At 65.8% G+C, this 23,337-nt stretch carries 16 protein-coding genes; 12 read left to right on the top strand and 4 right to left on the bottom strand.

Features of this window, described 5'->3' with window-relative positions; genetic code table 11:
- The first annotated feature begins 74 nt into the window (after positions 1 to 74).
- From RYM47_RS03245 to RYM47_RS03225, 5 genes are all read left to right on the top strand, one after another.
- A complete protein-coding gene (locus RYM47_RS03245) occupies positions 75 to 1,388 on the top strand; it encodes an ATP-binding protein (protein WP_315386048.1) in 1,314 nt (437 codons plus the stop codon).
- A gap of 102 nt (positions 1,389 to 1,490) precedes the next feature.
- The gene (locus tag RYM47_RS03240; protein WP_315386047.1) at positions 1,491 to 2,567 is read left to right on the top strand and encodes a hypothetical protein; all 1,077 of its coding nucleotides are present in this window, start codon (positions 1,491 to 1,493) and stop codon (positions 2,565 to 2,567) included.
- Between the two features lie 223 nt (positions 2,568 to 2,790).
- Positions 2,791 to 3,081, top strand: a complete 291-nt coding sequence (locus RYM47_RS03235) for a hypothetical protein (RefSeq protein ID WP_315386045.1) — start codon at positions 2,791 to 2,793, stop codon at positions 3,079 to 3,081.
- Between the two features lie 512 nt (positions 3,082 to 3,593).
- Positions 3,594 to 11,630: an autotransporter-associated beta strand repeat-containing protein gene (locus RYM47_RS03230; protein WP_315386043.1), complete on the top strand. Its 8,037-nt coding sequence runs from the start codon at positions 3,594 to 3,596 to the stop codon at positions 11,628 to 11,630.
- Positions 11,631 to 11,645: 15 nt separating this feature from the next.
- Positions 11,646 to 12,089 carry an autotransporter domain-containing protein gene (locus tag RYM47_RS03225; protein WP_315386041.1) on the top strand — a complete coding sequence of 148 codons (444 nt, stop codon included), beginning with the start codon at positions 11,646 to 11,648 and terminating at the stop codon, positions 12,087 to 12,089.
- 62 nt (positions 12,090 to 12,151) lie between these two features.
- Here RYM47_RS03225 and RYM47_RS03220 read toward each other — a convergent pair whose 3' ends face one another.
- A complete protein-coding gene (locus tag RYM47_RS03220) occupies positions 12,152 to 12,673 on the bottom strand; it encodes a hypothetical protein (protein WP_315386039.1) in 522 nt (173 codons plus the stop codon).
- Between the two features lie 123 nt (positions 12,674 to 12,796).
- Here RYM47_RS03220 and RYM47_RS03215 point away from each other — a divergent pair, with 123 nt between their 5' ends.
- The 5 genes from RYM47_RS03215 (at position 12,797) to RYM47_RS03195 (ending at position 15,934) form a co-directional block, all read left to right on the top strand.
- Positions 12,797 to 13,087 carry a putative quinol monooxygenase gene (locus RYM47_RS03215; protein ID WP_315386037.1) on the top strand — a complete coding sequence of 97 codons (291 nt, stop codon included), beginning with the start codon at positions 12,797 to 12,799 and terminating at the stop codon, positions 13,085 to 13,087.
- A 141-nt stretch (positions 13,088 to 13,228) separates the two neighbouring features.
- Positions 13,229 to 13,837 (top strand): hypothetical protein, encoded by a 609-nt coding sequence (locus RYM47_RS03210; protein WP_315386036.1) that lies wholly within the window; start codon positions 13,229 to 13,231, stop codon positions 13,835 to 13,837.
- Positions 13,838 to 14,244: 407 nt separating this feature from the next.
- Positions 14,245 to 14,553: a hypothetical protein gene (locus tag RYM47_RS03205; RefSeq protein ID WP_315386035.1), complete on the top strand. Its 309-nt coding sequence runs from the start codon at positions 14,245 to 14,247 to the stop codon at positions 14,551 to 14,553.
- Between the two features lie 228 nt (positions 14,554 to 14,781).
- Complete coding sequence (locus RYM47_RS03200; RefSeq protein ID WP_070206200.1) at positions 14,782 to 15,060, top strand: hypothetical protein; 279 nt, start codon at positions 14,782 to 14,784, stop codon at positions 15,058 to 15,060.
- Between the two features lie 157 nt (positions 15,061 to 15,217).
- Positions 15,218 to 15,934, top strand: coding sequence for a L,D-transpeptidase (locus RYM47_RS03195; protein WP_315386279.1), 717 nt, complete (start codon positions 15,218 to 15,220; stop codon positions 15,932 to 15,934).
- 33 nt (positions 15,935 to 15,967) lie between these two features.
- Here RYM47_RS03195 and RYM47_RS03190 read toward each other — a convergent pair whose 3' ends face one another.
- The 3 genes from RYM47_RS03190 to RYM47_RS03180 all read right to left on the bottom strand — a co-directional run bounded on the left by RYM47_RS03190 (position 15,968) and on the right by RYM47_RS03180 (position 19,118).
- A complete protein-coding gene (locus tag RYM47_RS03190; RefSeq protein WP_315386032.1) occupies positions 15,968 to 16,840 on the bottom strand; it encodes a LysR family transcriptional regulator in 873 nt (290 codons plus the stop codon).
- Positions 16,841 to 16,853: 13 nt separating this feature from the next.
- A complete protein-coding gene (locus RYM47_RS03185; RefSeq protein WP_315386278.1) occupies positions 16,854 to 17,891 on the bottom strand; it encodes a putative sulfate exporter family transporter in 1,038 nt (345 codons plus the stop codon).
- A gap of 171 nt (positions 17,892 to 18,062) precedes the next feature.
- On the bottom strand, positions 18,063 to 19,118 hold the full coding sequence (locus RYM47_RS03180; protein WP_315386031.1) for a LacI family DNA-binding transcriptional regulator: 1,056 nt from the start codon (positions 19,116 to 19,118) through the stop codon (positions 18,063 to 18,065).
- Between the two features lie 273 nt (positions 19,119 to 19,391).
- Here RYM47_RS03180 and RYM47_RS03175 point away from each other — a divergent pair, with 273 nt between their 5' ends.
- Both RYM47_RS03175 and RYM47_RS03170 read left to right on the top strand, forming a co-directional pair.
- Complete coding sequence (locus tag RYM47_RS03175; protein ID WP_315386030.1) at positions 19,392 to 22,526, top strand: TonB-dependent receptor; 3,135 nt, start codon at positions 19,392 to 19,394, stop codon at positions 22,524 to 22,526.
- A 67-nt stretch (positions 22,527 to 22,593) separates the two neighbouring features.
- Positions 22,594 to 23,334 (top strand): SapC family protein, encoded by a 741-nt coding sequence (locus RYM47_RS03170; protein ID WP_315386029.1) that lies wholly within the window; start codon positions 22,594 to 22,596, stop codon positions 23,332 to 23,334.
- Positions 23,335 to 23,337 lie beyond the last annotated feature (3 nt).

The raw sequence follows: 23,337 nt of genomic DNA, 5'->3' as shown, positions 1-23,337 counted from the left end.
TTGGCCGCACAGCATCACTCACGCAGCAATCACGCGGTGATAATCTTCGTACAACCGTTTACACCGATGGATTGATGGATCGATACCGCCAGATCGTGGAACTGTCTGAGGACTGCATCAAGGAGCTGGACCTTGAAGGCACAGTTGTAACGATCAACGACAACGGTTTGAGACTGTTCCGCGCCAACCAGCCCTCGGACATGGTGGGCAGGACGTGGAAAGCGCTCTGGCCCGCCGCGGCACAGCCGCTGGTCGAGCGCGCCCTCGCTGCCGCGCTCCGCGGTGAGAAGGCGGGTTTCGAGGCCTCCGCGCTGGACGGTCAGGGCATGCTGCGCGATTGGCGGGTACGGGTCAGTCCCTTGCGTGACGATGGCCAGATCGTGGGGGTCTTGGCGGTCAGTTCCGATGTCACCGCGCGCAATGCCGCGCTGGCGGCGGCCGATGTACTGGGCGCCGCGTTCGATGCGAAAGCCGATGAGGCCGGCACGCTGCTGGCCAACGCGGCGTCGCGTGAAGCCACCCTCATCGACACCCTGCGCGAGAGTCAGTCGCGGCTGCTGGCAACCAACCTGGCCTACCAGGAACTTGAAGTACGCCACTTCCAGGTGACCCAGGGCCGCGATTTCGCCATTGCCGCGCAGCGTGCGGCGGAGCTCATCGCCGAGCACGCGCAGAAGGGTGAAGCGGTGGGTCAGCTGCTGGCAGGTGTCGTGCACGATCTGAACAACTTCCTGCAGTCGGCAACCACTGCCATCGACCTGGTAGTGAGCAGTGGCGAACTGGGCGCGAAGAACACCGGTTTGCTTACCGTTGCAGAAGCCGCGCTGGAGCAGGGCGCGGAGATGTCGCAGCGGCTGATTGGTTTCGCCAGACAGCATCCCTATCGCCCGGAGTCGGTGGAGCTTGCGGCGATGGTTACGCGCATGGCGCCGCTGCTGCATCAGGCCGTGGGTGGGGGAATCGAGCTCGTGGTGGACCCGGGCGACAGGAAATGCTGTGCCATGGTCGACCGCAACACGCTGGAACGGGCATTGTTGAACCTGGTGGTCAACGCGCGCGATGCCTGCGTGGCGGGTGACTGCATCCGGGTCACCACCGGAACGCTGACCGTGCCCGAGGACGCCGGCAACAGCAGCCGCGTACCGGGCTGCTATCTGACCCTGTGTGTGTCTGACACCGGCTCGGGCATGAGCGAAGAGGTGCTCTCGCGTGTCTTCGAGGTGTACTTCACCACCAAGCCACCGGGTGAAGGCTCAGGCCTCGGCTTGCCTCAGGTGCACAGTGCGGTGCGCCAGGCGGGTGGTTTCGTGACCATCACGTCGGCACCGGGCGAAGGTGCCACCTTCGAACTGGCATTGCCGCGCGTGGTCGGCGAGCGCGACGACTGATCACGTCCCGCAGATTTCCGGGTCTCGCTTCTTTCACATCGCATCGCGCAGCCTCCGGCTTACAGCTGCAGTCGCAGCTCAAGACCGGAGAAGCACGACCCGATGAACACCCGAATGGACTATCCCGAACGCGGCGCGGTTTCGCCCGACGTCGCGATTATCAATGAAACCACTGTGGTTCCCAGCGCACCGGAGAGTGCCGTGTCGTGGGGAGCCATCTTTGCGGGCGCTGCGGCTGCGGCCGCGCTTTCGCTGATCCTGCTGATCCTGGGCGTTGGCCTTGGCCTTTCGTCCGTGTCGCCGTGGTCGTTTGAAGGCGTCACCAAGGAAACCTTTGGCTGGGGCAGCATCGCCTGGTTGACCTTTACCGCGCTCGCCGCGTCCGGGCTGGGCGGTTATCTGGCCGGTCGCCTGCGCACCAAGTGGACCCGCCTGCACGGCGACGAGACCTATTTCCGCGACACCGCGCATGGCTTCGTTTCCTGGGCCGTCGCCACGCTGCTCACCGCTGGCCTGTTGACCTCGGCGATTGGCGGTGTGCTTGGCGTTGGTGCCAAGGTGGCCGGTGCTACGGCCGGTGCTGCAGTCTCCACGGCCGGTGTTGCTGCTGCGGGTGCAGGTTCGGCCGCGGCAATGGATTCGCAGGAAGGCGATCTGGGTTACTGGGTGGACTCGCTGTTCCGCCGTGCGCCGGGTCCGGATGCGGGGCCGGGTGCCACGCCGGTGGGTCCGGTTGATCCGGCTGCGCCGCCCGTGCCGCCGGCCGGTGCTGCCGGTCCGACCGTTGCCGGTGCGCCCGCGCCGCGCATGGCACCGCCGCCGCGCCCGATGCCGGGTGCGGGTCCGGGCGATCGTCGTGAAGTGCGTGCCGAAGTGAACCGCATCATCCTTACCAGCCTGCAGTCGCAGGGCCTGAACCCGGCCGACCAGCAGTACCTCGGCCAGCTGATTGCCCGCGAGACCGGCATGAGCCAGGCCGAAGCCGAAGCGCGCGTCACCGACATCCAGACCCGCATGCGCGCAGCCCTGGAAGAGGCGAAGAACACCGCCAAGCAGGCCGCAGATGACGCTCGCAAAGCGACTGCGTACGCCGCGCTGTGGCTGTTCATCACGCTGCTGATCGGCGCGTTTGTCGCCAGCCTCACCGCCACCTGGGGCGGCCGTCGCCGCGACCTGTAACGAAACCGAACTAGGAGACCGACATGAAAATGATCCTGCTGTGGGCACTGGGCGTGCCGATTCCGCTACTGATCCTGTGGGCGATCTTTACCTGATCTTCCTGCGATCGTGAATGCAACAGGCCACTTTCGGGTGGCCTGTTGCGTTTCTGGGCGCCGGACTTGACCGGCCCCAAAATGCCCCCGAAGATCGCTCCATCCACGACAAGCATCACGGAACGGACATGACAGGGATCATCGGGGACGTCATTGAGGGAATCGTCGATTTCGTGACCGACGTCTGGCTGCTGCGTCGCCAGCGCAAGGTGCGGGGCCGGAAGGAGAACGCGTGGAAGGACGACGCGGCCGACATGGTGGTGTGGAATGCCTGGGCGCTCGGCATGGGGATCGCCGCCGTGGCCGTCGCCGCGCTCATGTTCTTCGTGCTGAAACTGCCGCTATGGCTGTGCCTGGCACCGGTCATCGCCAGTATTGCCTATGCCGTCTACCGCTGGTATTCATTGGCCAGGGCCTGAAATCCCGCGCGTGCGGACGCCCATGTCAGTCATTGAGACTGTGCTTGTTGTCAGGAGCACATGCATTCCATCGATCAGCACAATGGCTGATCCGCGCGTATCGCATGATCGTGTCGTGAGTATCGTGATTTCATCTCACTGATCGCGTTTAAAAACCCGATTGTCGGTTTTCGGATAAAGGGTGACGCACACCACACTTTTCGCTGCAGCGTGCAACGCGCTGTTCACTGCATCGCACCCACGATGAATCACACGAGACACGCACATCCGCAGCAGCGGACGCATGCGGCGAGCGCACCGGACAAGCCTCCAATACTGCTCATACCTCGCGACGGCGGCACAGCCCGCTAATTCCCTATTGAAGTCCCTCAGGCACGACTGTGCCTGTCGTTCATTGGAGAAATGCGATGCAACAGGTACGAGTGAAGCGCGGCGTCCAGACAGTTCTTTCCCGTTCTCCGCGGCTTCGGCGCCATCCACTGGGCGTCAGCGTACTGACTGTGCTGCTCGCAATGTCAGCTGTCGCCGCCATACCGACCGCCCAGGCGGCGTGTACGACGAATGCGTCGATCGTCACCTGCACGGGCGCCGCGAATCCGCTGGCCCCGTCGTATGCATCCTCGGCAAACAATCTGACCGTCAACGTGCAGAGCGGCGCCAGCATCGGCGTACTGCTCGGCATCGGCGGCACCGCGCTGCAGCTCACCGGCGACAACGTCACCCTCAACAATGCCGGCAACATCGATCCCTCGCTGCTCGGCCTGATCTCGTTGCTGAGCAGCGGTACCGTGGTGGGCAGCAGCACCGCCACCCAGGTCACCGTGAACAACCTGGCCGGCGGCCGCATGTACGGCACCGGTGCGCTCGCCAATGTAAGCCTGCTCGACTTCACCGGCCTGGCGCTGCGCGCGACGACCGCCAGCAACGGCACGGTCAGCATCAACAACGCCGGCATCATGGGCGGCCAGCCGCTGGTCGGGGTCAATCTGCTGGGCTCCGACATTCCGGTGGTGGCGGTCAGTGGCGGCGGCCGCGTGAACATGGTCAACAGCGGCAACATCGATGGCCGCATCGCATTCCAGGCCTCGGCAGCAGGCAACACCTTCGTCAACAGCGGCAACATCAACGGCAGCGTGTCGATGGGTGCCAACAGCACCAACACCTTCACCGCCGTGACCGGTTCCACCTTTACCGGCAGCGGCGGCGCGCTGGAACTGCTCGGTCCCGGCGGGCTGCTGTATTTCGCGCCCACGGGCGTGGTCGACGGCGGCCGCGGCGGCAACAACACGCTGGCCCTGCAGAATCCCGGCAGCGCCGGTCCTGCGGGCGCAGGCGTGCTGGAAAGCGACCGTTACATCAACTTCAACACCCTGCAGCTGGGCAGCGGCAGCTGGACACTGACCGGCACGCGTACTTTCGGCGTAGGACAGCTCAATGGCGGCGCGCTGATTACCGGCAACGCCGGCCTGTTCGCGCAGATCATCGGCAACGGCGGTGCGCTCGAAGCCGCCACACCGGGCCTGAGCTTCGCGCCCACCAATGGCATCCGGCTCGATGCCGGTGGCCTGGCCGTGCAGGGCGCGAACAACCTGACCTTTGCCGGGAACGTAACCGGTACCGGTGCACTGACCAAGAACGGCACCGGTGCGCTCACCCTGGCCGGCGCCAACACCTACGCGGGTGGCACCACGCTCAACGCCGGCACGATTGCGCTGGGCAACAATGGCGCGCTGGGCGCGGGCGCCGTGACCGTCAATGGCGGCAGTCTGGCGAACACGGTCGACCTGAGCCTGGCCAATACCTTCGCATTGAATGGAGCATTGACGCTGCCGGGCACCGGCGCGCTCACCCTGGCCGGCCCGCTCAGCGGCGCCGGTGGCCTGGTCAAAACCGGCGCAGCCGACCTTGCGCTGACCGGCGCCAATGCCTATACCGGCGGCACCACGATCAGTGCAGGACGGCTGCTACTGGGCAACAACGCCGCACTGGGCAGCGGCGCATTGAACGCCAGCGGTGGCACGCTCGACGGCACCGCTGCGCTCACCCTTGGCAACGCGATCAACCTTACGGGTCCGCTCGGCGTCGCTGCCAGCGGCAACCTCTTGGCCCTGGGAGGCACCATCGCCGGAACCGGCAGCCTCACCAAGCTGGGCACCGGCGCCCTGGCCCTCACCGGCAACAACACCTACAGCGGCGGCACCACGGTCAACGGGGGCACCGTGCAGGTGGGCGGCAACACGGCATTGGGCAGCGGCGCGCTTACCGTTGCCGGCGCCTCGGTGCTGGACGCCACGCAGGCGGTTGCGCTGGGCAATGCAGTACAGCTCAATGCCACGCTGGATCTTCCGGGCAGCCAGAACGTTGTCCTGGGTGGCCCGATCAACGGCACGGGCGCGCTGGTCAAGACCGGTGCCGCCGCGCTCACGTTGGGCGGCAACAACGGTTTCAGCGGCGGCACCACACTCGGCGCAGGCAGCCTGCTGCTCGGCAGCGACAGCGCACTGGGAAGCGGCGCACTGCTGGTCAGTGGTGCCGCGGCGCTGGACGCCACCCAGGCGGTTGCCGTCGGCAACGCGGTTCAGCTCAATGCCTCCCTCAACGTGCTCGGCAGCCAGGATATTGCGCTGGGCGGCGTGATCGATGGCGCTGGCGGGCTGGTCAAGGACGGCGCGGCCACGCTCGCGCTCAACGCAGCCAACACCTATGCGGGCGGCACCGTGCTCAACGCCGGCACGCTGCAGCTCGGCAACAACGCGGCGCTCGGTACCGGCGTACTGAACGTGCAGGGCGCTTCGCGGCTGGCGACGGGCGCTGCACTCACCGTCGGCAACGCGATCGCGTTGGGCGCCGGTCTGACCATCGACAACGCCAACAGCCTGGCGCTGGGCGGGGTGATCAGCGGGGCGGGCGACCTGGTCAAGACCGGTGCAGGCGAACTGCAGTTGCAGGCCGACAACACCTTCAGCGGCAATCTCGACATCCAGGTCGGCCAGGTTGTGGCGACCACGGCCGGCGCGCTGGGACAGCCGCAGAGCGTCATCATCGCGGGCGGGGCAGGGCTCACGCTCGCCGGTGGCGGCAGCCTGGCCGCCGTGAGCGGCAACGGCACGCTCGGCATCGGCGCCGGCGCCAACCTGCAGGTCGGCGGCAACGACGCCAGCAGCGTGTTTGGCGGCCAGCTCACCGGCGCAGGCAACCTGGAGAAGATCGGCAACGGCGTCTTCCAGCTGGCCGGCAACGGGGCATTGGGCGGCAGCACCACGGTGACGGCCGGCGTGTTCGACGTCGCCGGCAGCCTGGCAACCACCGCGCTGAACGTGGCCAGTGGTGCGACCCTGCGCGGTGCCGGCAGCATCACCGCGCCGGTCACCATCGCCGACGGCGGTCGCCTGGGGCTGACCAGCGGGAGCACGCTCACCACTGGCGACCTTGCGCTTTCCAGCGGCTCGATCATCGACGCCGGCCTGGGCGTACCCGGGGCAGGGCTGCTCGCCGTGAACGGCAACCTCACCCTCGACGGCACGCTCAACATCAGCGACGTCGGCGGCTTCGGCAGTGGCGTGTACCGCCTGATCGACTATACCGGTGCCCTGACCAACAACGGGCTGCTTTACGGCACCCTGCCGGCGGGCGTCACGCTGCCGCAGCTCGCGCTGCAGACCGCAATTGGACAGCAGATCAATCTGGTCGTCTCCGCACCAGGGGAAGTCGTGCAGTTCTGGGACGGCGCGCAGACCGTGGGCAACGGCTTGGTCGAAGGCGGTTCCGGCACCTGGGGCAGCGCCACCAACTGGACCGGCGCGGACGGTCTGATCAATTCGAACTGGGCCAACGACTTCGCTGTGTTCGGCGGCGCTGCGCCCGGCGTGGTCACCGTGGAAGGAACGCAGGCCACCCGCGGCCTGCAGTTCGCCCTCGACGGCTACCAGCTGGTTGCGGGCGCCAATGGCCAACTGCAGCTCGACGGCGCGGTCACGCCCGTACGCGTCGGCGCCGCCGCCACGGCGGTGCTCGATGTTCCGCTGGTCGGCACCGGCGCGCTGCAGAAGCTGGAATCCGGCACGCTGGTGCTCAATGGCGTCAACACATACGCAGGTGGCACCCAGCTCAATGGCGGCACCCTGATCGTGGGCAACGGGCAAGCCATCGGCAGCGGTCTGCTGTCGGCGGCGGACGGCACCGTGCTGGATGCCAGCACGGCGTTGGCGCTCGGCAATACCGTGGACCTTACCGGCGCGCTGTCCATTGGCGGAAGCAATGACCTTCTGCTTTCCGGGCAGGTCGGCGGCGCCGGCAGCCTGGTCAAGAACGGTGCCGCGACACTGACCCTGGGTTCGCCCAACAGCTTTGCCGGTGGCACCCAGCTCAATGCCGGCACGCTGCGGGTGGACGCCTCCGATGCGCTCGGTTCCGGCGCGCTGATCGTGGCCGGCGGCACCCTCGACAGCGGTGCCGCCGCGACGCTGGGCAATGCGGTGACCCTGAACGGTCCGCTCTCCGTGGCCGGCAGCAACGACCTCACCCTGGCCGGGCCGATCGACGGCGCCGGTGCGCTGGTGAAGAACGGCGCCGCCACGCTCACGCTCAGCGGGGCCAACAGTCATGGCGGCGGCACCACGCTCAACGCCGGCACCCTGGCACTGGGCAGCGATACTGCGCTCGGCGACGGTTCGCTCACCGTGGCCGGCGTCTCCACCCTGGCCGATGTCGGTGCCGTCAACATCACCAACGCCATCGACCTCGGCGCGGCCCTCTCGGTCAACACCGCAGACGACCTGCAGCTGGCCGGCACGCTCAGTGGCAACGGCGGGCTGGGCAAGTTGGGGACCGGCACGCTGACCTTGGCAGGCAGCAACACCCTGGGTGGCGCCTTCGACGTGCAGGCAGGCCGCCTGCAGCTGGCGAGCGCAGCCGCACTGGGCAACGTGGCCCAGGCCAACGTGGCCAGCGGCGCTACGTTGGGCCTCAACGGCGGTGCGCTCGATGCCATCACGGGCAGCGGCGCGGTCGACCTGGCGGCGGGCAGCACGCTGCAGTTGGGTCGCAACGATGGCACCGGCAGCTTCGATGGCGCGCTGGGCGGGGCCGGCAGTGTCGAGAAGATCGGCACCGGCACGCTGGCACTTGGCGGCAACAGCGCCATTGGCGGAACCACCCAAGTCAGTGGCGGCACGCTGCAGGTGGACGGCACGCTGGCATCGGCCGGTGTGACCGTCGGCAGCGGCGCCACCCTGTCCGGCGCCGGCAGCGTCACGGCGCCGGTGACGGTCGGCGCTGGTGGGCGCCTTGGCGTGCGCAGCGGGCAGACCCTCAGTACCGGCAGCCTCGTGCTCGACGCTGGATCCAATCTGGATGCCGCGCTGGGCGTGCCCAGCGATACCCGCGTACTCGCCGTCAATGGCGACCTCGCACTCGATGGCACGCTCAACGTCACCGACCTCGGTGGTTTCGGCGATGGCGTGTACCGCCTGATCGACTACACCGGCGCACTGACCAACAACGGGCTGTCGCTGGGCTCGCTGCCGGTCGCCGTGCTGCCCGGCCAGTTGCTGGTGCAGACCGCCGTTGGCCAGCAGGTCAACCTGGTGGTGTCGGCCAGCGGCAGCACCGTGCAGTTCTGGGACGGCACCGAGGTGGACGGCGATGGCGTCATCCAGGGTGGCGCGGGGACCTGGGACGACGGAACCCATTGGACCGACCAGGCCGGCGTCGACAATTCGGCCTGGAACCAGGGCTTCGCGGTGTTCGGCGGCGAAGCCGGCGGCGTGGTCGACGTGGTCGGAACCCAGTCCGTTACTGGCCTGCAGTTCACCCGTGACGACTACAACCTGGTGGCCGGCGCCGATGGCCAGTTGCAGCTCAACGCGCTTCCCACTGCCGTGCGGGTCGACCCGGGTGTGACCGCCACGCTGAGCCTGCCGCTGGTTGGCAGCGGCAGCCTGGACAAACGTGACAGCGGCACGCTGATCCTCGATGGCATCAACAGCTATAGCGGCGGCACCCTGCTGTCCGGTGGCACGCTGATGCTGGGCAACGATCAGGCGATTGGCAGCGCTGTGCTGACCGCGGCCGATGGCACCACGCTCGACACCGACGAGGCCATGGCCCTGGCCAACGCGGTCGTGCTGAACGGTGCACTTACCCTGGCCGGCAGCAACGATCTGACCCTCTCGGGTGTCGTCAGCGGCAACGGTGGGCTGGTCAAACAGGGCGACACCACGTTGACCCTGGACGCCGCCAACACCTACAGCGGCGGCACCGCATTGCAGGCCGGCACGCTGGTGCTCGCTAGTGCGCAGGCGCTGGGCACCGGCACGCTCAGTGCGGCCGACGGCACGGCGCTGGATACGACGCTGGCGGCGCAGCTCGGCAACACCATCGCACTCGACGGCACCCTCAACCTGGTCGGCAGCAACGACCTCACGCTGGCCGGCAACATCAGCGGCAGCGGCGGACTGGTCAAGGACGGCGACACCACGCTGACCCTCACCGGCACCAACAGCTACGGCGGTGGCACCACGGTCAACGCGGGCACGCTGGTGGGCACCAGCGCCAGCCTGCAGGGCGGCATCGCCAACCAGAGCGCCGTGGTATTCGACCAGGCCGGCGACGGCACCTTCAACGGCAGCATCAGTGGCAGTGGCGCCGTGACCAAACAGGGCGGCGGCGCGCTGCGGCTGGCCGGTACCAACAGCTACAGCGGCGGCACCACGGTGGCAGCCGGTACGCTGATCGGCGACACCGCCAGCCTGCAGGGCGACATCACCGACAACGCCGCCCTGGTGTTCGACCAAGGTGCAGATGGCACCTTCGACGGCATCATCAGCGGCACCGGCTCACTGACCAAGCAGGGCGCCGGCATCCTGGCCCTGACCGGCGCCAACAGCTACAGCGGTGGCACCACGATCAGTGCCGGCACGCTGCTGGGCGACACCACCAGCCTGCAGGGCGACATCGTCGACAACGCCAACCTCGTCTTCGAACAGGGCAGCGACGACAGCTTCAGCGGCAACATCAGCGGCAGCGGCACGCTGACCAAGCAAGGCGCCGGCGCGCTGCGACTGGCGGGCACCAACAGCTACAGCGGCGGCACCACCATCAGCGCCGGCACGCTGGTCGGCGACACCACCAGCCTGCAGGGCAACATTGTCGACAATGCCAGCCTGGTGTTCGACCAGGACGGGCAGGGGACCTTTGCCGGCGTGATTTCGGGCACGGGTGAGGTGACCAAGCAGGGCGACGGCGTGCTGACCCTTGCCGGCAGCAACAGCTACAGTGGTGGCACCACGGTTGAGGCCGGCACGCTGGTGGGCAATACCAACAGCCTCCAGGGCGACATTGCCAACAACGCGGCCCTGGTGTTCGACCAGGCCGCCAACGGCACCTACGCGGGCACGCTGTCGGGCGCGGGCAGCCTGGACAAGACCGGCGGCGGCACGCTGCTGCTGGGCGGCAACAGCACAGGCTTCACCGGCACCACCACGGTCAGCGCGGGAGCACTGGGTGTGGGCAGCGCGGCCACGCCCGGCGCAGCGCTGGGTGGCCCGGTCGTGGTGGGCAGCGCAGGCACGCTGTTCGGCAACGGCAGCATCGGTTCGCTGGACCTCTCCGGCACGTTGCTCAGTGGCGGCGACCAAGGCTCCCTTACCGTCGTCGGCAACACGGCAGTGCGCGGTGGATCGACCTGGCAGATCACGCCGACCAGTGTCGGCACGGTGGTTCCGGTGACTGTCGGCGGCACGCTGCAGATCGACCCGGGCGCCACGCTGCAGCTGGATCACAGCGACCGGTTGCCGGTGGGCTCGCCGATCAGTTTTGCCACTGCCGGTGGCGGCGTGAGCGGCACCTTCAGCCAGGTGACCGACGACTTTGCGTTCCTGGCACCGTCCGTGGATACCGGTGCGGGCGGCCTGCAGCTGACTCTGGAACGCGATGGCACCACGATCCCGTCGCAGGGCGAAACCCCGAACCAGGTCTCGGTCGGCGGCGCGATCGAAACCCTACCGGTGACCAGCCCGGTGTTCAATGCGGTGATCCTGCTGCCCGATTCTCCGGCGGCCGTGACTCAGGCGTTGAGTGCTTTGTCGGGTGAAAGCCACGCCAATACGGCAGTGTCGTTGCTGGACAACCGCTTCCTGTCCGATGGCGTGGGCCAGCGACTGCGTGGCCAGGCCTTCTCCAGCGAAGTTGGCGCCAACACCGCATGGTTCAGTGCCCGTGCCCTGCCGCGTCGGATAGACTCGAGCGGTGGCATGCCGGGCCTGCGCACCCGCGATGAAGGCGTCATGGCCGGTATCGACCGTCGCTTCGGCGAGAACGTGGTGGCCGGTGTGACCGTGGGACGCCAGGACATGGAAAGCTGGTCGCGCGAGTATGACGACACGGCCGACATCGACGCCAATCACGTTGGGCTGTATGCCCAGGCCGATTGGGGCCGCTTCAGCCTGACCGGTGGTGTCGACTACGCGGACTACGACATCGAGAGCCGCCGCCAGGTGACCATCGGCAGCACCATGGACGAGCGGCTCACCGCCGACTACGACGCCTAGGCCATCAGTGGGTATGTGGAGGCGGCGTGGACCTTCGAGTCGGGCTCGGCGAGCTATACGCCGTACCTCAACGTGAGCTACACCCGCCTCAAGACCGACGGGTTCACCGAACAGGGCGGCGTTGCCGCGCTCTCAGCGGACAGCCAGCGCGACAACTACACCAGCGCCACCTTGGGCGTGCGTGCGGCATGGGATCTGGGCCAGCGCGCACGGCTGGAAGCAGGCCTTGGCTGGCAGCACGCCTTCGGTGACACCGACCTGGCACGCACCATGCGCTTCGGCTCCGCAGATGGGTTCGAGGTGCGCAGCGTGGCACTGGCCGAGAACGCCGCCGTCGGCGAGTTCGGCATAAGCCTGCAGACCTCGCAGGCCAGCCGCCTGTCGATGATGCTGCAGGGTGCCAGCGGCGATGGCGAAAAGGCGTATGGCGCTCAGCTCACCTGGGGGGTGAGCTTCTAAGCCACACGTTCCGGGCAAATGACAGAAGCCCCGCGTTGCGGGGCTTCTGCTTGCCTGTCGCGTCAACGCGTCGGAACACGCCGCGCTGCAAACAGGCACACGCCCAGGCAGGCAATGAACAACGTCCCGAGCAGCACCAGCGCGCCGCCTTGTCCCTGCTCCATGCCGTCCCGGAGCAGAACGTGCATGTCCCAGGCCATGATCCCGCCGGTTGCGACCGCCAACGACGCAAGCACACGCGGAAGCCAGGTCGACACCTTGCCATGAGGATGCAGCCAGATCTTGCGGGAAAGCAGGAACAGCGCAATCCAGAGCAGCGGAATCGCGATCAGCGCGAATATCGAGAAGAACATGCACACCCAGGACAATAGAATCCAAGCCGGCGCCAACAGGGCAAAGGGCGCGAATCGCCACAACCCCGAGGAGCAGGCGGTCAACCGCCGGACAAGGATGAAGCCCGCAACGAGCGCGGCCCCAACCAGAAACGGCGCGCCAATGAACAGCGAGAAGACGCCCCTGAAGTCGGAGGCAGCGGCGGGCGTTGCGAAGGTTGCCAGCACGAGGCCGAGAAACAACCTGTTCATTCTATCCATGAAGGTGACGCATCCAGTTCTGGCTGATGGAGCGTGACGATACCAGAGCCGGTGGTGCGGACTCACCCGGTCTTCAAGCACAATTGACGCATTCCAACTGCGCGGGAGGCTCACATGTACGGACTGATTGGCAAAATGCTCACGGCACCCGGCCAACGCGATTTCGTGATCGACATCCTGCTCAAGGGAACAGAGGCAATGCCAGGCTGCCGCAGCTACATCGTGGCGCGCGATCCGGCTGACGAAAACGCCATCTGGATCACCGAAGCGTGGGACAGCCAGGAGCAGCACCGCGCGTCCCTCGCGCTGCCTTCGGTACAGCAGGCCATAGCCGAGGCGCGCCCCCACATCACCGGGTTCGGCGAACGTTTCGAAACCGAACCAGCAGGCGGCCAAGGCCTGTAGTGCCGGCCGGCCGGCACCACGGTCACCGCGCCCCCGGTAACTTTTCTGAGCACCGGGCAGTAGTTGTACGGGCGCGCCGGGGTAGGGCAGCTGATGCAATGGGGGTACATCGGCCGTCCGGCCGTCGTTCTGGAGCACTCCATGCGCGTCGCTACCCTGTCGTCTTCCATCCTCATCATCACCGCCGCACTGGCAGCGGGCGCAGCTCATGCCGCGCCGCAGGCCGCCCCTGCTGAACGCACCATGCCGGCCCCCGTCAATGCCGCTTCGGCCGGGGTCACCGTCCAGGGGCGAGTCACCGCGCTGGACACCAAAACCCGTGCCGTCACGGTCACCGGCGCCGACGGCAGCGCCCTGGAGTTCGTGGCCGGGCCTGAGGTCCGCAACTTCAACCAGCTGAAGGTGGGCGACAAGGTCACGCTCGACTACAAGGCCGCCATTGCGCTGGCGCTGGAGCCGGCCGGCAGCGCGCCGGTGGGTATGACCAAGTCCCAAGCCAAGACCGTGCCGATCCGGGGTGCGAAGCCGGGCGGCGCGCGGTCGAACACCATCGAGATCGTGACCGAGGTGACGGCGGTAAATCCGGAAAGGAACACCATCGCACTCAGGGGCGCGAGCGGCAACACGCAGCTCATCGCGGTTGAGCGGCCCGACCTGCGCGCCAAACTGCCCAGCGTGAAGCGCGGCGATCTGGTGAAGATTTCCTACACCGAAGCGGTTGCGCTGGCGATTCGTCGCGACAGTCCCTGAGGGCTGGGCGCGCAAGCAGAGCCGCTTGCGTCACTAGAATGTACGGGCCCGGCCACAAAGGTGTGGTCGGGCCCGCTTTCATTCTGTGACCGGATTCCAATGAAAATCAGCGCTAGCGCACGAAACTCCTCGAATCTGACGCAAATTAAGTAGTGCATTGATGGCATCGATCAGAGTTCGTAGTTCTGAAGAGAGAATCTTCTTTACCCTATGGTGATGCCCGCAACATGGTGGCACCTCGGAGCGTAAGAACTCCTGGCACGATGCAACACGATGAACTCCAATGTTGGGAGGGTGACGAAATACAACACCCTCGTGGAAATACGTCGCGCCGGTCGTGTCACGGTTCTTAACCTCCCGACTCCCTCGCCATCCCGGCGAGGGATGCTTCCCGATGGAGGATCACCATGTACAGCCATACGCCCAACACATCAGCCGCAGTCAACGCGCAGCAGAAGCTCTGGTGGCGCAAGCCGAAGAGTGTGATGACCAACGCGCTGCATCACGACAGCCTCGAGACCTTCCCGGGTTGCCCGCCGATTCCCTGCGTGAAATTGCGTGGGCTCTGGATCGATGCGCTGGGCATCAAGCCGGGTACTCGTCTGTACGTTGATGCACAACCCGGCGTGATTGTGCTTTCTGCCCAGCAGACCGCCGTCAGCCAGACGGCGGTGGTGGTGAAACCAGTACGAGGATCGGCCAAAGCGGTTGCATGACCTGCAATAAGGGGAGCCGGGCAGGCCCCGGCTCTACCGCGATGCGATTGGATCCGCGGACCCTTCTGCGCAGTCGGGGAGCGCAGACTTTGCCGATTTAGGCGGGTTCGCAGGCCTTCACAGTTCATCTACGTAACCCAACGCAAGCTACATGCGGGGTCTTGGCTCCGGCAAAACTACGCTCAAGTCTGCAATATTTCCGACGTCCCAGACGAAAGGAGAAGTGGAATGAACATCAACAAGAACCACCTGGCAACTGCTCGCACAGTCGTCGTCGCACTCGTTGCAGGCCTGAGCCTTGCCGGTTGCGCCAGCTATAAAGAAGAGTTCGCAACGATCAACTCCCGCCTCGATTCGCTGGATACCAAGGTGAACAGCGCGGCCCAGAGTGCAGACCAGGCTAACCAGTCCGCACAGCAGGCCAACCAGCGTCTGGACCAGATCGAAGGTCGCCTGCAGCGCCTCGAGTCGCAGCCGACCACCACCAAGCGTCAGCCGCGCGGCTGATTCCTGTTGGGCTACACGTAATACAATTTTAGAACCCGGGACCCGGTGGCCGTTTCTGGCCACCGGCTTCTCTGCTTGACCTCGCAGTTGCTTCAAGGAATCCCCCATTACCATGTCCCTGCATCCTTCTCTCCGTGCCACCTGCGGCGCTTTGGCGCTGGCAGTCTATGTGGCTTGTTCCGGCGCAGCGTTCGCCCAGGAAGAGCCCTCGATCGACGCTGATCACTCCGCAGGCGCGGTGGACATGCTTCCCTCTGGGCAGGAAGTCTCCCAGACGGTGATCGACTTGGCGGGTTGGGTGAAGGCGAGCAAGGACACGGCCGGCTATCCCTTTGCCGTCATTGACAAGGTCAATGCACAGATTCTGGTGTTCGGCGGCGATGGAAAGCTGCGCGGCGCAGCTCCTGCGCTGTTTGGTTCGGACAAGGGCGACCGCTCGGACCCCGGCGTCGTCAAGTATGCATTGAAAGATATTCCAAAGGGCCAGCGCACAACCCCGGCGGGCAGTTTCGTCGGCGGTTACGGTCCCTCGATGGACACCGGGCGGGTACTGTGGATGGACTTCGATACGGCGGTGTCCATCCATCCCACGGCAACCGGGGTCAAGTCCGAACGTCGCCCGGAGCGGCTGGCGTCTCCTGAGCCGGACGACAACCGCGTCACCAATGGCTGCATCAATGTCGATCCTGAGTTCTACGCCAAGGTGATCAAGCCGACGTTCGAAAAGGGCGGGCTGTTCTACGTGCTGCCGGAGGAAACGGAGATTTCCAAGGTTTTCCCGGAATTCGCGAAGAGTCAGTCCACCGCGCTGCACACCGAAGGCAAACGCCCCCGGCGCGAACGCGCTGAAGCACAGGACGGCGTTTCGCCATAAGCGAGCGTGCGCAGGTAGTCGAACAAGCGCCGGCTACCGCACCATTTCCAGGAACGCTTCCATCGCAGGTGCCTGCCAGGCACCCGTGCGGCGGATGATGCTGAGCGGACGTTGCAGCGACAGCACTTTTACCGGCAGCCGTACCAAGGTGTGCTCTTCCAGCTCACGCGTCACGCTGAGGGTAGAAAGCCACGCAATGCCACCGCCATGGATCGCCGCCTGTTTCAGAGCTTCGGTATTGCCGAATTCCACGATGCTCCCTGTGTGCACGCCCACCTGTTGAAGAAGTTCTTCGACAAGTTCGCGGGTGCCTGAGCCGGATTCGCGCATCAACAGCGGCAGCCCGTTGATGTCGGCCGGCGTTGCGCGCTTCCGCCCAGCCAGCGGGTGATCCGCCCCAACTACCGGGATCAGCTCATCGCGGTTGAACGGTTTGACCTCCACGCCTTCCACCCGGATCGGACCTTCCACGAAGCCGACCGTGAAGCGCAGATCCGCTACGCCCTGGGCAACCTGTTCGGTATTGCCGACGAACAGGGAGATGCCGACCTGCGGAAACGCCGTACGGAACCGGGCGATGTGGCGGGGTAGCAGGTAGGTGCCGATGGTGTTGCTGGCCCCGATCGACAATTGCCCGGCGCGGGCATCGGCGAAGTCGCGCATGGCGGCCTGTGCACTCTCGGCAACGGCGAACAGGCGCGTCGAGTAGGTGTGCAGCACCTTGCCCGGTTCAGTCAGGCGCATGCCACGCGACTGCCGTTCAAACAGCACCACGCCCAGCCGCGCCTCGAAGACCTTGAGCTCGCGGGAAAGCGCCGGCTGGGACACATGCATGCGCAGGGCGGCCGCCGAAATGCTGCCGGTTTCGGCAATGGCGTGGAAGATGGCGAGGTGATGGAGGTTCATTCGCGCAATCGGGTCAGAGCTGCCCGATAAGGTACTGCACAACCAGGCTGCTGACCGCCACCGCGACCCACACGCCCAGTCCCAACAGGATGGGGCGCACGCCGGTGGCGGCCATGCGTCGCAGGTTGGCTGAGAGGCCAATGGCCGACAGCGCGAAGACGATCAGCACTTCCGCCAGCAGGTGCAGCACCGGGAGGGCGGCGGAGGGCACCCAGCCGGCGGAGCGCAGCCCTGATGCAACCAGGAACCACAGGATGAACCACGGGAAGATGGCGGCCAGGTTGAACGCGCCGGCGCCGGCCTGCCCGGTGCTGCGCCGCCTGGCCAGCGTGGCCATGACCACGGTCAGTACCAGGCAGATAGGAATGATGAGGGTGGAACGGGTCAGCTTGACGATGGTGGCGTAGCCGCCCGCCAGGTCGCTGTAGGCGTAGCCGGCCGCGACCACTGAGGAGGTGTCGTTGATGGCCGTGCCGGCCCACAGGCCGAAACCCTGGTCGCTCATCTGCATCAGGTGGCCGAGCAGCGGAAACAGCAAAACTGCCACCAGGTTGAACAGGAAGATGGTGGAAATGGCGAACGCCGTATCGTGATCGTCCGGCTTTAGGATGGGCGTGACCGCGGCAATGGCGGAGCCGCCGCAGATTGCCGTGCCAACCCCGATCAGTACGGTCAGTTTGCCTTCCACCCGCAGCCAATGGCCCAATGCCCAGGCGCTCAGGAAAGCGACCGTCACGGTGACGAACGTCACTGCCAGCGATTCCATGCCAGTCTTGAGCACTTCGCCCAGGCTGAGGCCAAAGCCCAACGCGATGATCGACCACTGCAGGACCTGCTTGCCGCCGAAGCGGATGCCAGGATCGAAGCGTTTTCCGGGCGAAGCCACGTTCTTGACCAGGATGCCCAGCACGATGCCGAACACCGGGCCGCCGACCAGGGGGAGCCAGTGACCGAGCAGCAGGGCGACCGCTGCTACAGCGGCAGTCAGCAGCAGGCCAGCCGAGTGGCAGCGGATCCAGGAGGAGGGGAGCACGAGGGAGGAAGAATGCATTTCGCGAGCAGCAATGGCGGAATGGGCTAAGTCTGATCGCCCACTCGATATGCATCCAATACATTTAATCTGGCCCAGCCATGCCAAAAAGGCATGGCGTTCCCGATAGAGCCAGCCGCTGGCCGGCTCCATGCACATCCGGCCGAAAGAGGAGCCGGCCGGCGGCCGGCTCTACCGGGATACCGTCGAGACCGACGCCCGCGCGATCAGCTTGTGGGGCAGTACATGGTTCACAGAGGCCTGCCTCGAAGACGGCGTGCGGCGTATTTCCCGCAGCAGGATGTCGATGGCGGTGTCGGCCATGTCCGCCACCGGCTGGTGAATGGTGGTCAGTTCCGGCCACACCATCGTCGACGCCGAGGTGTCATCGAAACCCACCACCGAAAGATCGTCCGGTACCTGCAGGCCGTGACGGTGCGCGACCGAGACCACGGCCGAGGCCATGTCGTCGTTGCTGGCGAAGATCGCGCTGGGCCGGTGGGGCAGGGACAACAGCTGTTCCGCCGCCTCCAGTCCCGAGCGATACGTGAAGTAGCCGGGCTGTACGAGCGCCTCGTCGTAGCCGATGCCGGCTTCGGCCAGGGCATCGCGGTAGCCCTGCGAACGTTGGGCACTGGCGGTCTGGTTCGGGTCGCCGCTTATGTAGCCGATGCGTCGATGACCGTGCGAAACCAGGTGGGTCACGATATCGCGGCTGGCGTGTCGGTCATCGATGCGCACGCATGAGATACGGCCACTGAAGTGGCTGGAGGCAATGGCAACCACGGCAACGCCGGCGTTCACGAATTCGGTCACGATGACCTTCGATTCGCATAGCGGCGGTGGCAGGATCACGCCGGCCACGCGGCTGGCCAGGTGCTGGGCTGCTTCCCGGCGCGCTTCAGGCCCCAGCTCGTCCCAGCTGGCGATCACCAGCTGCGCCGCCGCCCGGGTGGAACCGCGCAGGGCACCGACCAGCAATTCGCGCAGGTAGCTGGAACTGGGATTGGTGTAGATCAGCGCGATGCAGGTCTGCTGCGCGGCTGCCAGTGCGCTGGCGGCCAGGTTCGGCCGGTAGTCCAGTTCCTGCACGCTGCGCAGCACCCGTTCCCGATTTCCCTCCCGCACGCCGGCGTGGCCGTTGATGACCCGCGAGACGGTCATCGGGGAGACGCCGGCGTGCGCCGCAACCTCGTCGATCGTGACGGCACTGCCTTTGCGGCGCACCGCTTTCGGGGTGGTGCTCAAGGACCCGGTCTCCTTTGCTGCGTTGCATGATGACAACGGTGTGACGGAGTGATTAGTCTGCGCCCTGACGCGATGGTAGCGCTACCACTGAGCCGGGGTAAGGCCAGCGGAGATTCCCCCATTTACCACGCGCATGTTCTGGCAACTGCAAGCGATTTCGAGGTCCCACCGCGCCATGGCGTGGTGCGAAGTACATCCATTCGATCGTATGTCAGAGGGGAGAGTCATGAGCGCTGGTGCTTTCCGTCGTACCCCAGACCTGAGGGCTCACGCATGAGCCGCAAGCTGGCGAAACTAACTTCCCGGGCCATGTTCACCTTCGTGGGTGGCGTCCTGGTCATCAACCCTGCATTTGCACAGGACGCGTCGACCACGGCACCGTCCACCACCGCACAGCAGACCCAGTCCACGCCGACCCAGCTCGACACGGTGCAGGTCACGGGCATCCGCAACAGCCTCAGCCAGGCGATGGACATCAAGCGCGACTCGGCAGGCGTGGTGGACGCGATCAGTGCCGAGGACATCGGCAAGTTCCCCGATACCAACCTGGCCGAATCGCTGCAGCGCATTACCGGTATCTCGATCGAACGTCGAGACGGTGAAGGCGCGCAGGTGACCGCGCGTGGCTTCGGCCCGCAGTTCAACATGGTCACGCTCAATGGTCGCCAGATGCCCGGTGCCGACGCGTTCGGCGCGGCGGGACAGGTCGCCATCGGCGGCGTGGACGGCGGTACCCGAGCGTTCAACTTCGCCCAGCTGGCGGCCGAGGCGGTCAACGGCATCGAGGTGTTCAAGACCAGCCAGGCCAACGTGCCCAGTGGCGGTATCGGCGCCACCATCAACATCCTCACCGGGCGTCCGTTCGACCATGAGGGCACCGTTGCCAGCGCCGGCGCGAAGATCGTCTCCGACCAGAGCCAGCCGTTCGACAACGACATCACCCCTGAACTTTCCGGCATCTTCAGCTACACCAACCCGGACAAGACCTGGGGCGTGGGCGTCAGCGCGAGCTACCAGAAGCGCAAGGGCGGCTCGGTACAGGCCACCAACAACTACTGGAACATCCAGCCGTGGACCGGGACCATGCCCGGCAACCCGACCGTGACCAACGCACCTGCGATCGGCGCGCTGTACGGACGCCCGAACGACCTGCGCTATGCGTTCGCCGACTTCGAGCGCGAGCGCATCAACGGCCAGGCAGTGCTGCAGTTCGCACCGACCGACGCGGTGACGCTGACCCTGGACTACACCTACTCGACCAACGAGATCGAAGAGAATCGTGGCGAGCAGGGCATGTGGCTGCAGAACAGCAACTACACCGATGTGGTGTTCGACACCAGCGGCGCGGTGGCCACGCCGATCTACATCCGCGAAATCGCCGGCACCAAGGACTTCGGGCTCGAGCAGCAGCGCAGCATGCAGAAGTACAAGCTGGGGTCGCTCGGCTTCAATGCCACCTGGAACATCACCGACCGCTTCAAGCTGAGCTTCGACGGCCACGACTCGAAGAACGAGAGCCGGCCGAACGATCCGCTCACTGGTGGCGGCTCCATCTTCTCCAGTATCGCCGGCACCAACAACTGCACCACCGGCCCGCAGTGCGGCGGCACCTACGTGCAGGAAATGGTCTGGAACAACGGCCTGCCGGTGGGCACCCAGGTCTGGTACCCGACTGCGGCCGACGCCATCGCCAAGACCAACGGCGTGACCAACGCGGGCTTCGTACCGGGTGAGATCGGCTCGCAGGTGCTGCGCATCAACTCGCAGACCCAGATCAGCGAGATCAAGCAGGGTCGCGTGGACGGTGAGTGGGCGTTTGACGCGGGCCGCTTCCAGTTCGGCGTGGACTCCAGCAAGCAGACCACCCACCGCATCCAGGCCGCGGAGAACTACAACACCCTGGGCGACTGGGGCGTGGCCAACGTCAACGGCGATGTCGCCAACGGTTTGATGGACCTGCTGCGGCCGGTCAACATCGTCGGGCTGTTCAACGACTTTAACGTCAACAGCTTCAGCGCGTGGCGCGGCGACGCCGGCCGACTGGCGCAGTGGGCGGGCGAGCACTATGGCGCCAACCTCGGCGTCAGTGCGCAGAATTCGGCGGACAATCGGGTGGAGGAGAAGACCGATTCGGCCTACATGCAGGTCGAGCTGGATGGCGACCTGGGCGGCCATCGCACCAATACGCGCCTGGGCGTCCGCTACGAAACCACCGACGTGGTGTCGACCTCGATCATCGCCATTCCCGAAGGCATCCAGTGGCAGGCCAACAACGACTTCCGCGTGTTGTTGTCCAATGACCAGCAGCCGTTCACCGAGAAGACCAGCTACAGCTACATCCTGCCCAACCTGGACTTCAGCATCGACCTGATGGACGACCTGAAAGGCCGCGTGTCGTTCGGCAAGAGCATCGCCCGCGCGCCGATCGGCAATCTGTATGCCGGTCCCACCGCACAGCAGCCGTTTGGCTCGGTGCTGATCGACCCGTCCTCGCGGGCCAGCGGCACGGCGCAGAACCCGGCCCTGAAGCCGCTGGAGTCGGACAACCTCGACCTGGCGCTGGAGTGGTACTTCGCCGATGCCAGCTACGTGTCGGTGACGTACTGGAACAAGCGGGTCAGCAACTTCATCGGCAACACCATCGTGCAGGAGAACCTGTACGGCCTGCGCGACCCGACCTCGGGGCCGGACGCCCAGGCGGCGCTGGGGTTCCTGACCAGTGGCGCCTGCCTTGCGCAGGTGGGCCCGGCGAACGCGGCGGCCTGCTCGGCCAATGACACCTCGCTGTTCACCGCGCTGGCGCTGCTGCGCAACAATCCGGCCGGGCTGGGCGCCTACAACGGCACCGACGCACAGGTGCTGGCCACCGAGGCGGCGTACGACCTGATTGGGGAGGCAGACGATCCGCTGTACCAGTTCAACGTCAACCGCCCCATCAACCAGAACGAGTCCAAGCTGCATGGCTGGGAACTGAGCGGGCAGTACTTCTTCGGCGACACCGGCTTCGGCGTGCTGGCCAACTACACCATCGTCAATGGTGACGTGGGCTACAACGATGCGGGCGACCCGAACGTCGACCAGTTCTCGCTCACCGGTCTGAGCGACACCGCCAACGCCATGCTGATGTACGAAAAGTATGGCTGGTCGGTGCGCCTGGCCTGGAACTGGCGCGACCAGTACCTGATCCTGGCCAACCAGGGGGCGAGCCGAAACCCGTACTATGTGGAAGAGTACGACCAGTGGGATCTCAGCGTGGGCTACACGCTGAATGACAACTGGTCGTTCAGCCTGGAAGCCATCAACCTCACCGGCGAAGACGTGCGTTGGCGTTCGCGTACCTCGCAGATGATGGTGAAGCTGGCTGACCAGGATCCGCGTTACATGCTTGGCGTTCGTTACAGGTTCTGAACAGGTCACGGGTGCCGTTGCTTGGGCAGCGGCACCCGTGCAGGCTCCTGCTGGGATTGGACTACACATGCCGCGTTACGAAATGCTCAACAACATCGCCCACCGCGACCTGCGCGTGGCGACCGGCTTCGGGCCTGAATTCGGCGACGCGGTCGGCATGGTGCCGGCGTACCCGAGCGAATTTGCCGAACTGCAACGTGAATACCCCATTTTCCTGCGCAGGGACGCCGCCACCGGTGCGTGGCAGTCGGTGGTCCTGCTCGGCTTTGAACAGCACGAAAACCTGTACCTGGAGGAGGGCCGCTGGAATGCGTCCTACCTGCCGGGAGCCGCGGCCAAGGGTCCGTTCCTGATCGGGTTCCAGGAGAACCGCATCGACGGGGAGCTCAAGCAGGAAGCGGTCCTGCACGTGGACCTGGACCACCCGCGCGTGAACACCAACGCCGGCGAGCCGGTGTTCCTGCCGCAGGGCGGCAATACCCCCTATCTCGACCACATCGCCAACGTCCTGCGCGGCATCAACGACGGCCATGCCTTCGGCGCGGACATGTTTGCGATGCTGGATGCAAAAGGGCTCATCCAGCCCGTCACGCTCGACGTTCAGGTCGACGCCGAACATCGGGTCGGGGTCAACGGCCTGCATGCGGTCGACCGCGACCGCCTTGCCACGCTGGAGGGCGACGCGTTGGCCGAACTCAACCGCGCCGGTTATCTGGAAGGCGCGTACCTGATGCTGGCCTCGCTGCACAACATGCGACGGCTGATCGCCGAGAAACAGCGCCGCCTGCGCCTGCAGGGCAGGAACTGAGCG

The organism is uncultured Stenotrophomonas sp. (genome assembly GCF_963519125.1).
GTDB lineage: Bacteria > Pseudomonadota > Gammaproteobacteria > Xanthomonadales > Xanthomonadaceae > Stenotrophomonas.
The sequence above is the reverse complement of the archived record's forward strand: the minus strand, read 5'-3'. Positions and strand labels throughout refer to the sequence as shown.